Here is a 19,852-nt window from a genome sequence, read left to right as displayed (position 1 = left end):
GCAATCGATGCTCAGGGTGCCGAATTGCGTCAGAGTCCAGCCCAGGTATGTCCGTTAGCGTCCCTCGCGATGAATCCCTCGCCGCGCTCCCCGAGTGCCGGCGGCTGGCCAATGGCATGCAGGTGGCGGCGCTCAGTCAGCCGGGCCTGGGGAAAGCGGCGATCAGTGTGCGTGTCGCCGTGGGCAGCCATGACGAGCCATCGGAGTACCCGGGCTTGGCGCATTTTCTTGAGCATCTGCTGTTTCTCGGTAGCGCAGGCTTTGCCCACGAGCAGCGCCTGATGCCCTTCGTGCAAGCGTGTGGTGGGCAGGTCAATGCGTCGACCCAGGCGCGGCAGACCGATTATTTCTGTGAGGTGCCGGCAGACAGGCTCGGCGCCGCCGTGGCACGCTTGCTGGATATGCTGGCCCGGCCGCTGCTGGACGAAGCAGCGCAATTACGCGAGCGCGAAGTGCTGCATGCCGAGTTTCTCGCCCGCAGCCAGGATGCCGATACGCTGCTGAGCACCGCGCTGGGCCAGGCCTTGCCGTTGGTGCATCGCTTTGCGGCGTTTCACGCGGGTAATCGCGACACCTTGGCGGTCGAGTGCGCGGCTTTCCAGCAGGCGCTGAAAGCGTTCCATCGCCGCGCCTATCAGGCGGCGCAGTTATCGTTGGTGTTGGTCGGGCCGCAGTCGGTCGATGAACTGCTCGGTCTGGCCCAGCGTTATGGCGACTGTTTCGAGCGTGCGGCAGTGCCCGCGCCGTTGCCGCCTGCCGCACTGTTGCCGCTGCGCGCGCAGCAATTGCGCATGACGTTAGCGACGAGCGGGCCGAGCCTGCAGCTGTGTTTTGCCTTGGAGCTGCCTGTGCCGGCTCAGGACGGGCCGTTGCAGGAGGCGCTGGATTTTCTGCATACCTGGCTGGTTTCGGCGTCGGCGGGTGGTCTGCTGGCGCAGCTGCGCGCCGTTGGGCTGTGCCGTGGGCTGGCGGCGCGGGTGGTCTATCGGCATGCCGGCCAGGCGTTGTGGCTGTTGAGTTTCACCGGTATCGATGAGGCCGCGCCTGCGCGCGCGGCGATTGCTGCGGCGTTGCAGGACTGGCTGCGCTTTTTTGCCGGCCAAGCCGACTGGGCGGAGTTGCAGGTCCGCTACCGCGTAATACAGAACAACCGTTTGCACAGCCTGGCCCCCTTGGGCCTGGCGCGTTACTGGCAGGATTGCCTGGCGTTAGGCCGACCCCCGCAGGCCGGCCTGAGCGCCAAGGGCTATTGCGCCGTGCGCGCGGTGCTGGAGCAGGTGCAGATGGCGCCGCGCACCATCAACCTGTTTGCCAGTGCTGAGCCGGTGGCGAGTTGGCCCACCGGCGGTTTTGCTCTGCGCATGCGCCGAGAGCCGCCCGGCACGGCGCCCGCCCGCGCCTGGGCGTGGCAACTGCCCGCCGCCAACCCGTTCATGAGCGCTCAACCGATGGTGCTGCCGGCTCTCGGCAGCGCCGCGCATATACGCTGGTTGCCTGGACCGCTCTGCGCGCCGCCTGCTAACCAGCAGGCCGCGATGCACTGGCGCTGCTGCCTGGCCGAGCACGTGCCGGCTGCGCATCTGCTGGCATTCGCGGAGGCGGCGCTGCGCGCGGTGCAACTCGATGCGGCGCAGGTCGGTGTTGCCTTGCAGGTATCGGCTCAGTGCGCTCAGTTGCAGTGGTCGTTGCAAGGCCCGGCGGCGCGCCTGCCCCAGGTGGCGACGCTGTTGCTGTCAGTGCTGTTCGATGCCTGCGCAGCAGGCGAGCCTGCGGCGCAGGCAGAGATGCCGATTCGGCAGTTGCTGCGACGGTTGCCCGAGCTGTTCGAGCGCTCGCCCGGCCAGCATTCGACGTGGACTGCCGGGCAATGGCCGCGTCTGTGCCGAGAGGCGCGCCTGGAAGGCTTGGGCGTTGGGCTGTCGCCGGCCGGGCAGGGCGAGGTCGAACGGCTGTTCCGGGCGATTTTGCCGTTACCGGCGTCCATCCCGCAGGCGCCGCAGCGGGCCGGTCGTTACTGGCAGGACGCCGCCATTGCGGCCAGCGAGTCGGCACTCTTGCTGTTCTGCCCACAACCCGCGTCGGATGCGGCTACTGAAGCGGGCTGGCGCCTATTGGCGGGGTTGTATCAAGACGCCTTTTTCCAGCGCCTGCGCAGCGAACTGCAATTGGGTTATGCGCTGTTCTGCGGGTTTCGCCAGGTTCTCGGGCAGCGCGGGGTTCTCTTCGCGGTGCAGTCGCCGCATGCGTCGGCCGCTGAGATTGTTCGGCACATCGAGGCGTTTGTGCAGGCTCAAGGCGCAGCCCTGGCTGCTTTGGGCGAGGCTCACGTGGCGCTAAACGCTGCCGAGCTGCAACAGCAACTGCTCGCGCAGGCCCATAGCCCAGAGGATATGGCCGAACAGCACTGGCAGCTGCACCTGGCCGGTTTGCCAGCAGGCCATGTTGACGCGTTGCAGCAGGCGCTCGACGGTTTTTCCCTCGCACACCTGCTGCACGCCCAGCGCCAACTCAGCGAGGGACACGCTGCCTCGCGGGTGCTGGCCAACGCGGCGTGCCCCGCAGACGGCGGCTGGTCGCCGAGCTGAGTTACCTGGGGTTTACCGTTTTACCCTTTCGCTTTTTGGGCGCGCTCTTGACCGCGAGCTGTTGAGGCCGCGTGCAGCAGCCCAAAGCGCTCGCGGCCAGACAGCTAGCGCACGGCGTCTAATCCTCCAAACCTGTCGCTGTTTCGCGCTTTAAACCGCGCCCCTGGCCATTTTTACCTTGTTGGGTTCCGCTCGCCAGAGCGCTTGGCCAGTCTTGCTGCGTGCGGACTAGAACCGTTACGACCTTCGGCTTGCTTCCTTGTGGGTGGCCCCGTCTTACGCCTTATTACAGGCGTCTGCGCGCCAGGCCAAAGCAGCAGTCAACCAGTGCTATAGCAGCGTTTAGCCTGTACCGACGCTTTTCGATAATCGCCTCCGACCCGACAGACCTTGACGGTCGTCCCACCCAGCGGAGAGCGTTATGCACAACAACAAGATCGCCAACACCCGATTTCTGCCTCTGGCTTTGACTACCGCCGTAGCGTTGCTTACGGCCCAGCAAGCGGCTGCCGAAATCGTTCTGTATGACCAGGACGACACCACGTTTTCCACCGACGGCTATATCAATGCCTTCTACGTGAACAGCGATGTCGACCGTGAGGGCGAGCAGTTCGACCGGCGCCAGTCACGGGTAAAGATGGGCTTTTTGCCGAACTGGATCGGTTTCAACTTCGGTAAGCAGATGGATGATCTGAAGCTGGGCGGCCGCTCTTCCTTCTGGGTCACGATCAACGACAGCGAGACCAACGGTACCGATACCGCCATCGACGTTCGGCAGTTCTACGGCACCGTGGCCGGGGAGTGGGGCGAAGTGCTGGTGGGCAAGGATTTCGGCCTGTTCTCGCGCTCCAACATCTTCCTCGACGAACTGTTGGCCGGTTATGGCAACGTCAGCGACACCCTGGGCCTGGTCGATGGCACCGGCGTATCGTTCGGCAACATCGGCACGGGCTACCCGTACCCGTTCCCGACCTCGCAGATCACCTACCGCAACAACAACCTGGCCGAAGGCCTGCGTTTTGCGGTCGGCATCATGGACCCGGTGGACACCAACGACGACAGCGCGGTCGGCAAGTCCTACCAGGAAGAGCCGCGTTTCGAATCCGAAGTCAGCTACCAGTTCGACCTTGGCGGCGCGACCGTTTACTCCTGGCTGAACGGTGCCTACCAAACCTCGGAAAACACCGACAACAGCGTCGATTCGGTGACCTCGCAAGGCCTTGGCTACGGCGTGCAGGCCAAACTGGCCGGTTTCTCGGTTACCGCTTCCGGCTTCCAGGCCGAGGGCATCAACCCGTTCTTCACCAACAATGCCGGCGAAGCCACCCTGCGCGAGATCGACAGCGATGGCTACCTGCTACAGGGCTCCTACACCTGGGGCAAGAACCGCCTCGCCCTGTCGTATGGCGAGACCTCGGATGAGGGCAACGGCCTGGGCAGCGCGGCAGATTACGAGACGCGTGGCGTCGCGTACTTCCGCACCATCAACGACAACCTCAAACTGGTTGCCGAATACAACCAGTACCAGATCGATGCCAGCGAAGGCAGCGGTCTGGGTGAAGACACCGACACCTTCGCCGTGGGCGCCGTGATGAGCTGGTAAAGCGCCGACCCGAGCCGGGCAGAGGCAACCCTGTCCGGCTTTTTCTATGGCTATGTCCCTGTGACATGTTGCAGGAGAAGCCGCGCTTTTGTGGGAGCGGATTTATCCGCGAAAATCTTTGAAAACTGAAGATCTTTCGCGGCTAAAGCCGCTCCCACGTGACGGCGGGCTGCATCAACAGTTAACGGGTACAGAGCCTTTTCTATGGCGATGTCCCTGTGCCGTCATGCTGTTGTGGACGCGGATAAACCCGCCCACAGGCGCCGTACGTAAGTGCTCACCGCTACTTAGGAACTAGCCCGGCGCTACTCAAGTTGGATGGGGGGTGGCGGGTTAGCTTCGTAGAATCCCCTATGACCAGTAGGCTTTTGCATGGGGCACGTTATGCAGCGGGAACTGACTGAAGGCGTCGTAACTGCCATGTCTTGTGCCACCGATGTCGAACTGGTGGCGCAGGACCTGGCCCGCCAGCTGATCCATCCACACCTGGGCTTCGTGTTGTTCTTCTGCTCCGCCGAATATGACCTGCAAGGCCTCGGCGAGGCACTCGATCAGTACTTTGGCGGGGTCAACCTGATCGGTTGCACCAGCGCCGGCGAAATCACCCCGCAAGGCTATGGCCGTGGCTGCGTCAGCGCGGTGGGCTTCGATCACCGCAGCTTCTCCATCGCCAGCGCGCTGATCGATGAAATGGAGCGCTTCAGCCTGATCGACGCCCAGCAACTGGTCGAGCGGCTGGTCAAGGATTGCCGCAACAACGAGCTGGCCTCGATCAAGGGCCACAGCTTCGCCCTGACCTTGCTCGATGGTTTGTCCAGCCGCGAAGAGGTGGTGCTCGGCGCGCTCAGCGCGGCCTTGGGCAGCATTCCGCACTTCGGCGGCTCGGCGGGCGACGACAACCACCTGACCCATACGCATGTCTATTACGGCGGGCAGTTCCACACCGGCGCGGCAGTGGTGGTGTTGTTCAACACCTGGCTGGATTTCGAGGTGTTCAGCACCCACCACATTCTGCCGTGCGGCGAAAAGCTGGTGGTCACCCGGGCCGACAGCGCCAGCCGGCGCGTGTATGAGCTGAACGCCGCGCCGGCGGCGCAGGAGTACGCCGAGTTGATCGGGGTGCCGCTGGCGGCGCTGGATCATCGGGTGTTCGCCGCGCACCCGTTGGCGGTGCGGATCAGCGAGCAGTATTACGTGCGCTCGATTCAGCGGGTCAACGCGGACCTGAGCTTGAGTTTCTACTGCGCGGTGGAGAACGGCATCGTCCTCACCGCCATGCAGCCGGGGCCGTTACTGCCCAATCTGCAAGGCGTATTCGACGGCCTGCACGAACGCCTCGGGCCACTGTTGCTGACCATCGGCTGCGACTGTTTTCTGCGGCGCCTGGAAATCGAGGATGACGGCGGCGTCGAGCCGGTTTCGAGCTTTCTGCGCAGTCAGCAAGTTATAGGTTTCAACACCTACGGAGAGCAGTTCAATGGTATGCACATCAACCAGACCTTCACCGGAGTTGCCATTGGCCGCCCGGGTCGAAGTGGCTGTCGCTGAGCTGCAAGCCCGCTGCCACCAGCTCGAGCGTGAAAACCACAAACTCAAGCGAATCAATACCGCGCTGATCGAGCGGGTCGAGTCGGTGCACTCGCGCGGCGACGACTCCTACGCCGCCTTCCAGCATTCGGTGGTGCTCGCCGAACAAGTGCGCGAGCGCACCGATGCCTTGAACCAGGCCATGGCCGAGCTGAAGTCCAGCAACCACCTGCTCAGCGACGCGCGCCTGCGTGCGGAAACCGCACACCAGCACCTGATCGACGCCATCGAGAGCATCTCCGATGCCTTCGTGCTGTTCGACAGCGAGCAACGCATCGTGCTGTTCAACAGCCGCTTCAAATCGTTCTGGGCCGGCAGCCGTGCGCGCATCGGCAGTGGCACGCGGTTGGCGGAAATCAAGCGCCTGACCAAAAGTACCGGCCTGGTGGTTGAAGAGCAGCGCAGCAACCGCGACGAACACATGCTCTACCGCTTGCAGGACGGGCGCTGGGTGCAGGTCAGCGAACGGCCGACCCGCGAAGGCGGGCTGGTGATCCTCTACACCGACATCACCGAGGTCAAACTCAACGAAACCCTGCGCCGCGAACAGGCCCTGGCGCAGAAATCGCGCCTGCTGCAACGCGCCATGGACAACCTCTCGCAAGGCATGGCCATGGTCAACGCCGACGGTCAGCTGGAGCTGTGGAACCACCGTTTCCTCGATCTCTGCGGCTTGGCGCCGATCAACGCCCACCGGCCGTTCGCCGAAGTCATGGCCGACAGCGAGTTGCAGCTGCTGACCCCCAAGAGTTGCGACGCCGCCGGCAAGCCGATCGAGGAGCTGGAGCAGCGCCTGTTCGACGGGCGCATGCTCGAAGTGCGCACCCATGCGCTGCCCACCGGCGGCTTCGTCAACACCTTCACCGATATCACCGAGCGCTACCGGCATGCCGAGGCGCTGAGCGAAAGCGAGCGTTGGATTCGCCTGATCACCGACCACGTACCGGCGCTGATCGCCTACCTCAGCGCCGAGCAGGTCTACGAGTTCACCAACAAGGTGTATGAGGAATGGTACTGCTGGCCGCGTGGCGCGATGCTTGGCCAGAGCCTGCGCGAAGTGCACAGCGCAGAGCATTGTCGACGCCTGGAGCCGTATATCGAGCGGGCATTGTCCGGCGAGAGCGTGACCTTCGAAGTGGCCGAGACCAACCACATTGGCCAGGAGCGCTACATGCTGCGTTCCTACGTGCCGAACCGGCAGATCAGTGGCGAAGTGGTGGGGATCTTCGTGCTGATCCGCGATATCACCGAGCGTCGGCGCACCGCCGAAGCGCTGCACCAGGCGTACCAACACCTGGAGCAGCGGGTGCGCGAACGCACCACCGAACTGACCGAGCTGAACAACCAGCTGCGCCGCGAAATCGACGAGCGCGCGCAGATGGAAGCGCGCTTGCGCGAGGCCAAGGGAGAAGCCGAGCAGGCCAACCTGTCAAAAACCAAGTTCCTCGCCGCGGTCAGCCATGACCTGCTGCAACCGCTCAACGCCGCCCGCCTGTTCACCAGCGCGCTGCTGGAAAAACGCGAGCTGGCCGGCAGCGCCGCGCTGGTGCGCAACGTCAGCAACTCGTTGGAGGATGTGGAAAGCCTGCTCGGCACCCTGGTGGACATCTCCAAGCTGGATGCCGGGGTGATCAAAGCGGATATCGCGCCGTTCGCGGTCAGCGAATTACTGGAAAACCTTGCCGCCGAATACCACCAGATCGCCGGTAGCGAAGGCCTGCACCTGGATTTTCTGCCGAGCTCGGCGCTGGTGCGCAGTGACATCCAGTTGCTCGCGCGGATTCTGCGCAACCTGCTCAGTAACGCCATTCGCTACACCCCGCACGGGCGCATCCTGCTCGGCTGCCGCCGGCGCCGGCAGAGCCTGTCCATCGAGGTCTGGGACACCGGTATCGGGATTGCCGACGACAAGCTCGGCGAGATCTTCCAGGAGTTCAAGCGCGGCGACGTTACCCACCGCAAACAGGACCGTGGCCTCGGCCTGGGGCTGGCCATCGTCGACAAGATCGCGCGCATGCTCGGCCATCGGATTCGCGTGTCATCGCAACTGGGCAAAGGCTCGATGTTCGCCATCGAAGTGCCGCTGACCAAGCGCGCACCACCGGCCCGCGCGGTCAACGATGCGCCGGATCTGCTGATCGAACGGCTCAGCGGTTCGCGAATCTGGGTGCTGGATAACGACGCGGCGATCTGCGCCGGCATGCGCACGTTGCTGGAAACCTGGGGCTGCCAGGTGGTCACCGCGCTGTCGGAAGAAGACCTGGCGCGCCAGGTCGACAACTACCACGCCGATGCCGACCTGCTGATCGCCGATTACCACCTCGACGACGGCCACAATGGTGTCGACGCCGTAGCGCAGATCAACGCTCGTCGCAGCACACCGCTACCGGCGCTGATGATCACCGCCAACTACAGCAACGAACTCAAGCAACAGATGCGCGAACTCGGCCATACCCTGATGCACAAGCCGGTCCGGCCGATGAAACTGAAGACCGCGATGAGTCATTTGTTGGAGCGGGGCAGCGATGGGTAAAGCCGAGCATTGATGGGTTACGGCGCGTTGGCTGTGTCGCTGGCGTTGTATTGCGGTGCGCCTAATCCATCCTACGGGCCGAGTGCGGCGTTGTACTTGGGCGCAGCGATACCCATCGTGCGTGTTACGGCTGCGAAATACCCTCGCAGCGCGCCGACATGGCCTGTTCCTTAGCGCCGTAAGTACGCCGCGAAATCAATATCACCCGCCGACAGAATCGCCTGCACCCGGTTATGCACATTGAGTTTGCGCAGGATCGCCGAGACGTGGGCTTTGACCGTGGTTTCGGCGATGTCCAGGCTGTAGGCGATCTGTTTGTTGGATTCGCCTTTGGTCATGCGCTCCAACACCAGCAGTTGTTTGCGGGTCAGGGCTTGCAGCAGTTCGGGAGGGAAGCTGTGGTGCTCCGAGTGGCTACGCTGCGAGCTGCTTTTCTGCGTGCGAATGATATCCGGCGGCAGGTAGACGTTGCCGTTGAGGATCTGCTGGATGGCGTCGGTCATTTGCACCCGCGGCGAGGACTTGGTGATAAAGCCGACGGCGCCGTAGGTGATGGCTTGCAGGACGATCTGTTTGTCCTGCTCGGCGGAAACGATCACCACGGGAATGGTGGGCGCCTCGTTGCGCAGGTTGATCAGGCCGTTGAGACCGTGCATGCCGGGCATGTTCAGGTCGAGCAGAATCAGGTCGAGGTCGTCATGCTCCAGGGTCATGGCCAGGGCGCTGTCGAGGTCGGCGGTTTCCATGATGTTGCTGCCCGGAAAACCATCACTGATGACGTTATGGATCGCCTCGCGAAACAGCGGATGGTCGTCGGCAATTAAAATTTTATACATGGCCTTTCACCTCATTGTTTTGATTATGGTGTGGCTGCAGCCGTTCTGGAATCTTCTTTTCGCACCTCAGGGAAGCGTGACCGGTTGGGCCGGTAGCAAGGGCAGGCCAGCCTGTTGCCAGGCATCGATGCCGTCCCGGTACCAGTAGAGGTTGGTGTAACCCAGGCGATGGGCGCGTTTCACCGCATTCCAGCCCAGCCAGCAGTCGGAGCGGCAGTAGAACACCAGCGGCCAGGCTGGTTCGCCGTGGCTGATCTGACGCAGGTGGTGGGTGAAATAACCTTGCCATTGTTCGCTCAACTCACCGTCGCCGGTGTTGGCCAGCCACAGGCTGCCGGGCAGATTGGCATGCACCTCATCCTCGATGAACTGGCCGTGCAGCCATGGGCGACGGTACACGTCGATCAACTGGGTGCGCGGCTGCTCGGCCAGCAGGCGTTGCAGGGCGGCGGTGTCGAGAGTCTGCGCGTGCTCGGCGCGGGGCGGTGTCGGGCTGCGGTAATGGCTGATGCGGTAGCCGTCCGCGGAGAACAGCTGCACTTCGGCGACCACCGAGCCTGCCAGCAGCAGGCTTGCGATCAGTGAAAATCCAGTGTGTAGGGCCCGGCAGCGCTTCATCGCCTTTAGTCTCGGTTCTTTTTATGTGCGTATTACAGGGCAATGACACGGCTTTGGGAATTCTACGTTGGAGAGGAAAACCAGTACCAAAGTAGTAGAAGGATGATGGCGAGTGGCTTGCTGCACGGCCTCGATAAATACCGTGGGGCGGCAACGGGTGGTGGCTTTGTGAGGTGTCGTCGCTGATGCGCAGGGGGCGTAAGCGGCTTCAGCCGTACGGCCCCGCGCGCCAGCAGCTGCGAGGGGTTCTAGCGCCTGCCGGCGCGTCGCCGGTAACGCTTCAATTCGCGCGGCGCAGGGCGGCGTGCTGCGGGTTGAAGGTGAACACGGCGAGCACCGCGAACAGCACGGTCAGTCCCAGGCAAATCAGCAGGGCGCTGACGCTCAGGCGTTGGTAGAGGGCGAAGCGCACCAGCTCCACCGCATGGCTGAAGGGGTTGAGTGCACACAGCCAGTACAGCCATTCGCTGGCCTCGCGCATCTTCCACAGCGGGTAGAGCGCGGACGACAGGAAGAACAGCGGGAAGATCACGAAATTCATCACCCCGGCGAAGTTTTCCAGCTGGCGGATGCCGTTCGACAGCAGCAACCCCAAGGCGCTGAGCAGCAGGGCCACCAGCAGCAGCGCGGGCAGGGCGGCGAGCAGGCCCCAGGCCGGTGGTTGCACGCCGTAGCACCAGGCGATGGCGAGGAAGGCATACACCTGCAACAGCGAGATCAGGGCGATTGCCAGCAGCTTGCTGGTCAGCAGGAAGGCGCGTGGCAACGGGCTGGTGAGCAGCACGCGCATGCTGCCCATTTCGCGGTCATAGACCATCGACAACGAGCCCTGCATGCCGTTGAACAACAGGATCATGCAGGCCAGCCCCGGCACGATGTAGGTCTCGTAGGTGATGTAGGTGTCGTAGGGCGCGATGATCGCGATGCCCAGCGCCGCGCGAAAACCGGCGGCGAATACCAGCAGCCAGAGCAGCGGCCGCACCAGGGCGCTGAAGAAGCGGCTGCGTTGCAGGACGAAGCGCAGCCATTCGCGTTGCACGATGCCTTGCAGGCAGTACCAGTAAGTGGTCATGGATGTTGCTCCTGAAAGCGTTTCGCGGTCGAGAGCATGTCCACAAACAACCTGGCCGCCAGCAATACCGTGGGAGCGGCTGTAGCCGCGAAGCTTTTGGATTGGCGTGGAGATTTCACGGCTGAAGCGTTCATGCGCTCACCTCGCTGGCGGTGAGACGGGCGAAGGTGGCGGCGAGATTGGCGTCGGTGCCGCCGATGCTGTGGGCCGGGCCTTGGGCGACCAGGCGGCCGCGGTTGAGAATCAGCAGGTCGTCGCTTTCCTGCACTTCATCGAGCAGGTGGGTGGTCCACAGCACGGCCAGGCCGTCGTCGCGGCACAGTTGCCGTACATGGCGGTTGAGCGCCAGGCGGCTGGCCGGGTCGAGGCCGACGCTGGCCTCGTCCAGCAACAGCAAGCGCGGCCCGTGCAGTAGGGCGCGGGCGATTTCCACGCGGCGACGGTGGCCGCCGTTGAGTTCGCGAACTTTCTCGTGACGCCGTTCGCTGAGCTGCTGGCGCGCCAGTTCCTCATCGATCCGCGCGCGCGCCAGCGGTTTGGCCATGCCGTGCAGGGCGGCGTGGTAACGCAGGTTCTGCTCGACGCTCAGATCCAGGTCCAGGGTACTTTGCTGGAACACCACCCCGAGCTGACGCAAGGCCTGGCGCGGTTGCTGGCGCAGGCTGTGGCCCATCACCCGGATATCGCCCTGCTGCAAGTCGTAGAGCCGGGTGAGCAGGGCGATCAGCGTGGACTTGCCGGCGCCATTGGGCCCCAGCAGCGCGGCGAAGCTGCCCGCCGCGATGCTGAAGCTGACGTCGTTGAGCGCGTGCCGCGCGCCGTAGGCAAAGGCCAGGTGGTGGGCGTCGAGGGCGCTCATGGGGTGACGACCACGCCCCAGGGGTAGCGGCCGACCTTGATCGACTTGCTCACCTTGAGGGTGTTCACGTCGATCACCGAGACGTCGCCGCTGACCCCGTTGGTGGTCAGCAGCTGGCTCTGATCGGTGTTGAACGCCATGTGCCAGACGCGTCGGCCGACCAGCAGGTAGTCGAGTACCGCGTAGGTCTTGGCATCGACCACCGCCACATGGTTGGCCGGGCCGAGGGCGACGAAGGCGTACTTGCCGTCGGCGCTGAGCTTGACCCCGACCGGCTGCACTTTGTCCGGGTGCACGCCCTTGATCTGAAAGGTCAGCACCTTGAGGATCTGCCGGCTGGCGACGTCGATCACGCTGAGCGTGCCGCCGATTTCCGCCGAGGCCCACAGGCGCTTGCCGTCGTCGTCGAACTCGACATGCCGCGGGCGTTGGTCGACCAGGGTGTTGTCCACCAGTTGCTGGGTGCTGGTGTCGATCCAGTGCAGCATGTTGGTGGTTTCGCTGGTATTCACCGCCCATTTGCCATCAGGGCTGACCGCCATGCCTTCCGGCTCGACGCCGACATCGATCTGCGCCAGCACTTCGTCGCTTTGCGTATCGACTACGGTGACCAGCGCATCGTCCTCGTTGGAGATGTACAACCAGCGGTCGTTGGGGTGCAGGGCGAACTGCTCGGGATCGGCGCCGGACGGCAGCTCCTTGATGATCGTGCGGGTGGCCAGGTCCATCACCTGCACGCGGTCCGAGTCGCTGGCGCAGATGTACAGCAGCTTGTTGTCCTGCGACAGCAATAGCCCGCGCGGGCGCATGCCGACTGCCAGGGTCGCGGTGACTTCCAGGGTGGCCAGGTCGATCACGCTGATGCTGTCGTCTTTCTCGTTGGACACGTAGGCCGTCGCGGCCAGGCTGGCACTGCTGGCCAGGCTCAGGCCGATGCTCAAGGCGAGTGGGGTAATACGCATGGGATTATTCCTCTTGTTATGCACGGGCGTGATTCAGGGCGTGGCAGCGGCCAGGTTGCAGCTGACTTCCGGCTGGTCGTAGCCGAGGCTGTCCAGTTCGCTGCTGGGATGCAGGAAACCGTCCTGCGGTGAATTGCTGACCAGGGCGCGCGGCTGCACCAGGGGAATCGGTTGGCGCAGTTGACCGTTCCAGCTGCGGAAGCTCAGCTTGCGACCCTTGAAGCCATCCAGCGGCAGTTGCTCGCTCAGGGCCAGGCTGCGGATCGCCTCGGCATCGCTCTGGCGCAGCTTGCTGACGGCGCTGGCGATACTGCGTACGGCGATCCAGGCGGCGAAGTCGCGGTCGTTCATCCAGCGTTTGGCGTGGGCCTCGAAGCGCTTCTGCAACTGCGCGGCGCCGTAGGTTTCCACGGTCTTGTGCCAGCCGGTCGCGGTCAAACCCTGGGTGCCGGCCACCGGGCGCGGGTACCAGGTCTGGTAGGGCAGGTATTCGCCGAAGTCGCCGCGCTCGTCGGCCACCAGCACCACGTCGTACTCCGCGGTCTGGGTGAACAGCGGCATTTCCGCCTGGGCGCTGCGGCGCTGGTCGTTGTCGAAGCTCCAGGGCTTCTCGGCGACGATGCGGTGGCCGAAGCGTTTGGCCGCGCGCTTGAGCGCCGCCGCGTAAGCCTGGTCGTCCTCGGTGGCACCGCTGATCAGCAGCCAGCGCGTCCATTTGCGCACCGCGAGGAACTGCGCCAGGGCGTCGGCGAGCATGGCGCGGCTCGGCAGGGTGTGCAGCACGTTGACCAGGCACTCCTCGCGGCGCAGGCCGTCGTCGGCGCTGCCGGCATTGAGCAGCAGGCTGTCGGGCAAGGCCTGGCTGAGCTGACGCAGGGTCGCGGCCGGGGCGTTGACCACGAACAGGCGCACGCCCTGGGCATGCTGTTCGCTGGCGGCCTTGAGCAGGCTGGCGCTGTCGTCGCGCTCGGCAACCTCAAGGCTGTAAGCGTGCTTGAGAAAGCGCCCGGTGCTGTTGCTGTCGGCGATGGCCAACTCGGCGCCGCGCAGACCGGCATCCTTGGGTTCGGGGATGACATTGGAGAGCAGCGGCCCGGTGTCCGGGATGTAGGCCAGGTAGCCGATGCGCACCTGCAACTCAGGGGCGGGGGGGCTGGCTTGGCTTGGCGCTACGTAGCCAAGCAGCGCGGCGAAGCAGGGCAACAGGTAACGGCTCAGCGGGCGCATGGGCGACTCCTCGACAGGAGTGGCCAGCATAGGAACAGCGGTGCGCGCGGGAAATATGCCCAAAGTACCAGTGGGCCTGTACCAAGGTAGTAAACCTCAAGGGTTTCACGCGCTCTAGCATGACGGCATCCACTCATAACAAGAATCGGTGACCGCCATGCGTACCTTCAAAACCTTGCTGCTTCCACTGCTGTTGCTCGTCAGCCTGATCGGCGTCGATAAGTTGCATGCCGAGGGCGACCTGACCCGTCGCGGCACCGCCCTGGCGGATTTGCACCTGGGCACTGAGGCCAGCGATTACGGCATGTCGCAGATGGAATATCGGCTGGAGACGGGCAAGGCCTATCAGTTGAAAATCATCGCCAGCGGGCAGAAGGAGTACGCCTTCCAGGCGCCCGAATTCGCCACCTCGATTTTCCTGCGCAAGGTCGAAGCCGGCGGTGTGGAGATCAAGGCGATCACCCTCACCGAGCTGGAGTTCGAGGATGCCGGCGAGGCGGAAATTTTCTTCGTGCCGATCAAACCCGGCAAGTTCCCGTTCTACGCCAAGGGCCTGGAGAACAAGGGCATGCTTGGCTACTTCGTGGTCAAGTAACCCGTGTCGGCGTTGTGGCGGATCAACCTGCTGGTCACGCTGTTCTTCAGCGCCGTCGCGGTTATCGGCCTGGCGCTGTTGCTGCGTCAGGCCAGCCACGATGTGCAGCGCGAAATGCAGGCTGCCGAAGCGGTGGTCGAGTACCTGCGCGACGCCGCACTGCGTGACCCGGCGAGCCTGCAAAGCAGCCTGACCGGCAGTCTGCGGCATGTGCGGGTGCAGTGGCTGACAGCGGCCAGCACCACTGAACCGGCAACCGACTCGCTGGCCAAACACCTGCTCAGTGCGCGGCAGCCACCTGTGCTGGTGCAATTGGCCGATGGACGCAGGCTGCGGATTGCCGTCGACCCCAGCGACGAAATCGATGAGGTCTGGGATTCCCTGCTGCAATTGCTGGTGCTTTGCGCCCTGGCGCTGGCCTTGAGTTTGCTGACCATTCGCTGGGCCGTGCGCCGTGGTTTGCGCGTGTTGGATGAGTTGCTCGCCGGGCTGCAACAGGTGACACAAGGGCAGTTCGACGCGCGCCTGCACAGCCGTAGCCTGCCTGAGGCGCGGCAACTGGCCGGGCACTTCAACTTTATGGCCACCACCTTGCAGCAGGTGCAGGCCGACAACGCCGAATTGACTCAAGCGCTGATGGCGCTGCAAGAGCGTGAGCGCGCACGCCTGGGGCAAACCCTGCACGACGATCTCGGCCAATACCTCAGCGGCATCCGTGCCCAAGCCTGTCTGCTGCGCGCGGTGGCCGATCAACCGGAGGTGGTGCGCAGCACCGCACATTCCCTGGAAGAGCACAGCCAGCACCTGCAAGACGGCTTTCGCGCGCAGATCCGCGATCTCTACCCGGTAGTGCTGGAGCGTTTGGAACTGGGCGCGGCGCTGCAACAACTGACGGTAAGCTGGCAAACCGCCCAGGGCATCCGCTGCCGCCTGTTGCTCAGTGAAGACCTGCCCGCGTTGCCGCTGCCGAGCAAGGCGCACTTGTATCGCCTGGTCCAGGAGGCGCTGACCAATGTCGCCAGGCATGCCCAGGCCAGCGAGGTGCGCGTGCGCCTGCAACATCAGGGTGGCCGCTTGCGCCTGCTGGTGCGCGACAACGGCAGCGGCGCGCAGATGCCGCAACGGCCAGGCATCGGCTTGCGCTCGATCAGCGAGCGCGCGCGTTGCCTGGGTGGCGTGCTGCGTCTGCACAGTCGTCCCGGCGCCGGCTGGATACTGTGCCTGAGTGTTCCTTTGGAGGTAAACAGCCGATGAAGATTCTATTGGTCGACGATCACGCGGTGGTCCGTCAGGGCTACGCCAGCCTGCTGCGTGCCTTGCTTCCCGACGTGCTGGTGCGCGAGGCGTGCGACGGTGAGCAGGCCTTGCAGTTGGTGCAGGAGGAAATTCCCAACCTGGTGATCATGGACCTCGGCCTGCCCGGCATCAGCGGCCTGGAAACCACCCGCCGCCTGCGTCAGCGCTTGCCGCAATTGCGCGTGTTGTTCTTCAGCATGCACGACGAGCTGCCGCTGGTACGCCAGGCGTTGGACGTCGGCGCGATCGGCTACCTGAGCAAAACCTCGCCGCCGGAAGTGCTGGTCGAGGCGGTCAAACGCACCTTGGCCGGGCATGCCTACATCGAACAAGCGCTGGCCACCCACCTGGCCTGCAACCCGCTGCACCAGGGCAGCATCGATCCGCGATTGCAAGGCATGACGCAGCGCGAGTTCGAGATTTTCGTGATGCTGGCCAAGGGCATGCCCAACCGCCTGATCGCCGAAAAACTGTGTATCAGCGGCAAGACCGTGTCCAACTACCTGACCCTGCTGAAGCACAAGCTGCAGGTCAGCAGCCAGGCCGAGTTGGTGCACCTGGCGATCGATACCGGGGTTCTGCGGGTGGGGATGGAGAGCGCATAGCCCGAGGCCGCGAGCTGTAAAAGCCGCAGAGTTTGGCTTGGTGCGTCTCGGCTGCTATACCCATGTCGAACTGAATACCCACTGAGGACAATGGAATGTCCCAATCGATAATTGCCTCGCATCGTCTGCGCTCCGGGCGTTTTTCCCAGCCGGGCCGCACCTATCTGCTGACCACCACCGTGCAACGGCGAGAGCCGCTGTTCAGGGCGTTTGCTCTTGGACGGCTGGTGGCCGCCGAATTGCGCGCGGCACATGAGCAGGGGCGGGTGTGCTCATTGGCCTGGGTGGTGATGCCCGATCACCTGCATTGGCTGGTCACGCTTGAAGGACACTCGCTGGATGCCGTGATGCGGCAGATCAAGAGCAACAGCGCCCGCAGGATCAATCGCCAGTTGGGTCGAGCGGGGGCGCTGTGGCAGGACGGCTATCACGACCGGGCACTGCGTAAAGACGCAGACTTACAGGCGGCAGCCCGCTATATCGTGGCCAACCCATTGCGTGCGGGGTTGGTCGAGCGGGTGGGTGATTACCCGCTATGGGATGCCATCTGGCTGTGAGTGCTGTGCTGACGCGTGAACCTGAACAGCTCGCGGTCGAGACCGCTCCCACAAGCGCTGTGCACGGGCCGTGTAGGAGGGGCTTTAGCCGCGAGCTGTTTGGGCCGCTTTAGCTCGGTCTTGCTGGGCGTTGCCTGAACAACTCGCGGTCAAGACCGCTCCCACAAGAGCCGTGCACGGGCTGGTAGGAGGGGCTTTAGCCGCGAGCTTTTAGGCTGCACGGCCGACAGATAGCCGTTTATTCCCATCCTTCGGGGCAGGCGATGCAGCCTGCCATATTCGCGCCCTGGAAGTTGCCGTAGTGGGTGCGTGTGCCGCTCAGGTCGGCGTCGGCCAGGTTGGCGCCGGAGAGCTTTACTTCCTGCAGGTTGGCGTCGTTCAGCGCGGCGCCTTTGAGGTCGGCTTTGCTCAGCCAGGTCATTTCCAGGTTGGCCGCCTGTAGCTTGACGCGGTGCAGCTTGGCGCCGGACAGGCGGGCGAATTCCAGGTTGGCGGCGCGCAGGTCGGCGCCCTGAAATTGCGCGGCTTGGGCGAACAGGCCCCAGCCCTGGATCGCCACCAGGGTGCTGTCGGTGAAGTCGGCCAGGCGCAGGTTGCTCTGCTGCAGGCTGGCGCGGGTGAGGTTGGCGCCGCGCAGGGTGGCCTTTTCCAGAACGGCCAGGTCCAGGCGCGCATGGCGCAGGTCGGCGCCGCTCAAGTCGGCGCCGGCAAGGTTCATCCGGCGCATGTCCTGATTGCTCAGGTTGGCATTGCGCAGGTCGGCGTTCGGGCATTGGCTGTCGGGTTCGATGCGACAGCCGTTGATCTGCGGCACGTCGTCGCTCTCGGCGCCTATGGCGTGGCTACCGATCACCAGCAACAGGACCGGGATAAGCAGGGGAAGGTAGTTCATGGCGAGTCCTCGGGGGCGTGGCGCAACCCAGGGGCGGCGTCAGTCTTTCAATTCGCGGCTGAAGCCGCTCCTACCGGGGAGCGGCGTTTACCGCAAGCGATAACGCTGCATGGCGCACCCTACGGCGCGCCATGCGGTTGGCCTTTAGCGTTTGGCGCTGGCTTTGTCCCAGCTCGGCAGTTTGAATACCCAGAACGAGCCGCCCTGGGCAATCGGCTTGGTCAGCTCGGCCATGTCGCCGCCCCACAGCGGAACGGCGCCGCCGTAGCCGGTGGTCACGCCGATGTACTGCTCGCCGTCCTGTTCCCAGGTGATCGGCGGCGAGATGATTCCGGTGCCGGTCTGGAATTTCCACAGCTCCTCGCCGGTTTTCGCGTCGAAGGCCTTGAAGTAACCGTCGCCGGTGCCGGTGAACACCAGGTTGCCTTTGGTCGCCAGCACGCCGGCCCACAGTGGCAGTTTTTCCTTGTGCTCCCAGACGACCTTGCCGGTAGTCGGGTTCATCGCGCGGAGGATGCCGACGTGGTCGTCGAACAGGCGCTTGATGCGAAAGCCCATGCCCAGGTAGGCGGAGCCGGCTTTGTAGTTGGCTTCCTCGGCCCAGTAGTCCTCTTTCCAGTGGTTGGCCGGCACATAGAACAGTCCGGTGTCCTGGCTGTAGGCCATCGGGTTCCAGTTCTTGCCGCCGAGGAACGGCGGCGAGACTTCCACCGACTTGCCGCGGGCTTCGCCGGGTTCGGGTTTCGGCGGGCGCTGGCCTTCGACTTCCACCGGGCGGCCGGTTTTCAGGTCGATGTGGCTGGCCCAGGTGATTTTGTCGACGAAGGGGAAGGCGTTCTGCAGTTTGCCGTTGGCGCGGTCGACCACGTAGAAGAAGCCGTTGCGATCGGCGTGGGCGGTGGCTTTGACGGTCTTGCCGGCTTGGTCCTTGTAGTCGAAGAGCACCAGCTCGTTGTTGCCGGAGAAGTCCCAGGCATCGTTCGGCGTGTGCTGGTAGAACCATTTAACTTCGCCGGTGCTCGGGTCGACGCCGACCTGGCCGGAGGTGTAGAGGCTGTCGAAATCCTTCGGGTCGCCGCCTTCGGCGGTGCGCGCCCACCCGTTCCACGGCGCCGGGTTGCCTGCGCCGATGATGATGGTATTGGTTTCGGCATCGAAGCTGGCGCTCTGCCACGGGGCGCCGCCGCCTTGGCTCCAGGCCGGTACTTTGCCGGTCGGCGAGTTGGGATCATCCGGCCAGGACGGCGCCTTGACGTCGCCGGTCGGGGTGCTTTCCTGGCCGTTCAGGCGGCCCATGTGGCCTTCGACGAACGGGCGCATCCAGACTTCTTCGCCGGTTTCCGGGTCGCGGGCGAAGAGTTTGCCGACTATGCCGAATTCGTCGCCGGAGCTGCCGTGGATCAACAGGGTCTTGCCGCTCTTCTGGTCTTTCACCAGGGTCGGCGCACCGGTCATGGTGTAACCGACGGCGTGGTCGCCGAACTTCTTGTTCCACACCACCTTGCCGGTGTCCTTGTTCAGCGCCACGACGCGGGCGTCGAGGGTGCCGAAGTAGACCTTGTCGCCGTAGATGGCGACGCCACGGTTGACCACGTCGCAGCACGGCCGAATGTTGTCCGGCAGGCGGTGGCTGTAGCTCCACAGGCGCTTGCCGGTCTTCGCGTCGAGGGCGAACACCCGCGAGTAGGAGCCGGTGACGTAAACCACCCCATCGTGCACCACGCCTTGGGATTCCTGGCCGCGTTGCTTCTCGTCGCCGAAGGAGAACGACCAGGCCGGGGTCAGCTTGAAGACGTTCTCTGCGTTGACCTGAGCCAGCGGGCTCCAGCGCTGGGCGTGGGTGCCCATGCCGTATTGCAGCACGTTGTGGGTGGTCAGGTGGTCGTTGGCGATGTCATCCCAGGTAACGGGTTTGGCCAGCGCACTGCCACTCAACGCCAGGCCGCCGGCCAGCAACAGGCTGTGAATGGCCAGGGCCACGGGGTGCGGCGTGCTGGGTAACGATCTTATTGTCATGGTGGTGGT

At 64.1% G+C, this 19,852-nt stretch carries 16 protein-coding genes; 8 read left to right on the top strand and 8 right to left on the bottom strand.

The annotated features are described in order from the left end of the window. Window positions 1-47: 47 nt before the first annotated feature. The 4 genes from pqqF to nahK all read left to right on the top strand — a co-directional run bounded on the left by pqqF (window position 48) and on the right by nahK (window position 8,308). Window positions 48-2,585, top strand: coding sequence for a pyrroloquinoline quinone biosynthesis protein PqqF (pqqF, locus tag B3M58_RS14715; RefSeq protein ID WP_296220192.1), 2,538 nt, complete (start codon window positions 48-50; stop codon window positions 2,583-2,585). A gap of 421 nt (window positions 2,586-3,006) precedes the next feature. After that, the gene (locus tag B3M58_RS14710; RefSeq protein WP_296220190.1) at window positions 3,007-4,188 is read left to right on the top strand and encodes a porin; all 1,182 of its coding nucleotides are present in this window, start codon (window positions 3,007-3,009) and stop codon (window positions 4,186-4,188) included. A 384-nt stretch (window positions 4,189-4,572) separates the two neighbouring features. After that, window positions 4,573-5,736 (top strand): nitric oxide-sensing protein NosP, encoded by a 1,164-nt coding sequence (gene nosP, locus B3M58_RS14705; RefSeq protein WP_296220188.1) that lies wholly within the window; start codon window positions 4,573-4,575, stop codon window positions 5,734-5,736. After that, window positions 5,666-8,308, top strand: coding sequence for a hybrid sensor histidine kinase/response regulator NahK/ErcS' (gene nahK, locus B3M58_RS14700; protein WP_296220187.1), 2,643 nt, complete (start codon window positions 5,666-5,668; stop codon window positions 8,306-8,308). Before nosP ends, nahK begins: the two co-directional genes overlap by 71 nt. A gap of 170 nt (window positions 8,309-8,478) precedes the next feature. On the opposite strand, the gene B3M58_RS14695 is transcribed toward nahK, so the two are convergent. From B3M58_RS14695 to B3M58_RS14670, 6 genes are all read right to left on the bottom strand, one after another. After that, window positions 8,479-9,144 (bottom strand): response regulator, encoded by a 666-nt coding sequence (locus B3M58_RS14695; protein ID WP_296220185.1) that lies wholly within the window; start codon window positions 9,142-9,144, stop codon window positions 8,479-8,481. Between the two features lie 66 nt (window positions 9,145-9,210). After that, window positions 9,211-9,762 carry a PQQ-dependent catabolism-associated CXXCW motif protein gene (locus B3M58_RS14690; protein WP_296220183.1) on the bottom strand — a complete coding sequence of 184 codons (552 nt, stop codon included), beginning with the start codon at window positions 9,760-9,762 and terminating at the stop codon, window positions 9,211-9,213. 280 nt (window positions 9,763-10,042) lie between these two features. Beyond that, on the bottom strand, window positions 10,043-10,834 hold the full coding sequence (locus B3M58_RS14685) for an ABC transporter permease (protein WP_296220181.1): 792 nt from the start codon (window positions 10,832-10,834) through the stop codon (window positions 10,043-10,045). A gap of 130 nt (window positions 10,835-10,964) precedes the next feature. After that, window positions 10,965-11,693 carry an ABC transporter ATP-binding protein gene (locus B3M58_RS14680; RefSeq protein WP_296220179.1) on the bottom strand — a complete coding sequence of 243 codons (729 nt, stop codon included), beginning with the start codon at window positions 11,691-11,693 and terminating at the stop codon, window positions 10,965-10,967. Next, window positions 11,690-12,655: a YVTN family beta-propeller repeat protein gene (locus B3M58_RS14675; RefSeq protein WP_296220177.1), complete on the bottom strand. Its 966-nt coding sequence runs from the start codon at window positions 12,653-12,655 to the stop codon at window positions 11,690-11,692. The genes B3M58_RS14680 and B3M58_RS14675 overlap by 4 nt, the downstream gene beginning before the upstream one ends. A gap of 33 nt (window positions 12,656-12,688) precedes the next feature. Beyond that, window positions 12,689-13,912 carry an ABC transporter substrate-binding protein gene (locus B3M58_RS14670; protein ID WP_414704094.1) on the bottom strand — a complete coding sequence of 408 codons (1,224 nt, stop codon included), beginning with the start codon at window positions 13,910-13,912 and terminating at the stop codon, window positions 12,689-12,691. Window positions 13,913-14,039: 127 nt separating this feature from the next. Between B3M58_RS14670 and B3M58_RS14665 the strand changes: the two genes are divergently transcribed. The 4 genes from B3M58_RS14665 (at window position 14,040) to B3M58_RS14650 (ending at window position 16,935) form a co-directional block, all read left to right on the top strand. Then, complete coding sequence (locus B3M58_RS14665; RefSeq protein WP_296220174.1) at window positions 14,040-14,477, top strand: copper-binding protein; 438 nt, start codon at window positions 14,040-14,042, stop codon at window positions 14,475-14,477. A gap of 3 nt (window positions 14,478-14,480) precedes the next feature. Beyond that, window positions 14,481-15,731, top strand: a complete 1,251-nt coding sequence (locus B3M58_RS14660; RefSeq protein ID WP_296220172.1) for a HAMP domain-containing sensor histidine kinase — start codon at window positions 14,481-14,483, stop codon at window positions 15,729-15,731. Continuing rightward, window positions 15,728-16,378, top strand: coding sequence for a response regulator transcription factor (locus tag B3M58_RS14655; RefSeq protein WP_296220170.1), 651 nt, complete (start codon window positions 15,728-15,730; stop codon window positions 16,376-16,378). Before B3M58_RS14660 ends, B3M58_RS14655 begins: the two co-directional genes overlap by 4 nt. A 95-nt stretch (window positions 16,379-16,473) precedes the next feature. Next, on the top strand, window positions 16,474-16,935 hold the full coding sequence (locus tag B3M58_RS14650) for an REP-associated tyrosine transposase (protein WP_296220169.1): 462 nt from the start codon (window positions 16,474-16,476) through the stop codon (window positions 16,933-16,935). 238 nt (window positions 16,936-17,173) lie between these two features. On the opposite strand, the gene B3M58_RS14645 is transcribed toward B3M58_RS14650, so the two are convergent. Continuing rightward, the gene (locus B3M58_RS14645) at window positions 17,174-17,827 is read right to left on the bottom strand and encodes a pentapeptide repeat-containing protein (protein ID WP_296220168.1); all 654 of its coding nucleotides are present in this window, start codon (window positions 17,825-17,827) and stop codon (window positions 17,174-17,176) included. 144 nt (window positions 17,828-17,971) lie between these two features. Then, the gene (gene exaA / locus B3M58_RS14640) at window positions 17,972-19,843 is read right to left on the bottom strand and encodes a quinoprotein ethanol dehydrogenase (protein ID WP_296220166.1); all 1,872 of its coding nucleotides are present in this window, start codon (window positions 19,841-19,843) and stop codon (window positions 17,972-17,974) included. Window positions 19,844-19,852: the final 9 nt, after the last annotated feature.

The organism is Pseudomonas sp. UBA2684 (assembly GCA_002354655.1).
GTDB lineage: Bacteria > Pseudomonadota > Gammaproteobacteria > Pseudomonadales > Pseudomonadaceae > Aquipseudomonas.
The sequence above is the reverse complement of the archived record's forward strand: the minus strand, read 5'-3'. Positions and strand labels throughout refer to the sequence as shown.

Coding starts and splice junctions, on each gene's coding strand:
- pqqF (WP_296220192.1), top strand. CDS start 48: ATGTCCGTTAGCGTCCCTCGCGATGAATCCCTCGCCGCGCTCCCCGAG.
- B3M58_RS14710 (WP_296220190.1), top strand. CDS start 3,007: ATGCACAACAACAAGATCGCCAACACCCGATTTCTGCCTCTGGCTTTG.
- nosP (WP_296220188.1), top strand. CDS start 4,573: ATGCAGCGGGAACTGACTGAAGGCGTCGTAACTGCCATGTCTTGTGCC.
- nahK (WP_296220187.1), top strand. CDS start 5,666: ATGGTATGCACATCAACCAGACCTTCACCGGAGTTGCCATTGGCCGCC.
- B3M58_RS14695 (WP_296220185.1), bottom strand. CDS start 9,144: ATGTATAAAATTTTAATTGCCGACGACCATCCGCTGTTTCGCGAGGCG.
- B3M58_RS14690 (WP_296220183.1), bottom strand. CDS start 9,762: ATGAAGCGCTGCCGGGCCCTACACACTGGATTTTCACTGATCGCAAGC.
- B3M58_RS14685 (WP_296220181.1), bottom strand. CDS start 10,834: ATGACCACTTACTGGTACTGCCTGCAAGGCATCGTGCAACGCGAATGG.
- B3M58_RS14680 (WP_296220179.1), bottom strand. CDS start 11,693: ATGAGCGCCCTCGACGCCCACCACCTGGCCTTTGCCTACGGCGCGCGG.
- B3M58_RS14675 (WP_296220177.1), bottom strand. CDS start 12,655: ATGCGTATTACCCCACTCGCCTTGAGCATCGGCCTGAGCCTGGCCAGC.
- B3M58_RS14670 (WP_414704094.1), bottom strand. CDS start 13,912: ATGCTGGCCACTCCTGTCGAGGAGTCGCCCATGCGCCCGCTGAGCCGT.
- B3M58_RS14665 (WP_296220174.1), top strand. CDS start 14,040: ATGCGTACCTTCAAAACCTTGCTGCTTCCACTGCTGTTGCTCGTCAGC.
- B3M58_RS14655 (WP_296220170.1), top strand. CDS start 15,728: ATGAAGATTCTATTGGTCGACGATCACGCGGTGGTCCGTCAGGGCTAC.
- B3M58_RS14650 (WP_296220169.1), top strand. CDS start 16,474: ATGTCCCAATCGATAATTGCCTCGCATCGTCTGCGCTCCGGGCGTTTT.
- B3M58_RS14645 (WP_296220168.1), bottom strand. CDS start 17,827: ATGAACTACCTTCCCCTGCTTATCCCGGTCCTGTTGCTGGTGATCGGT.
- exaA (WP_296220166.1), bottom strand. CDS start 19,843: ATGACAATAAGATCGTTACCCAGCACGCCGCACCCCGTGGCCCTGGCC.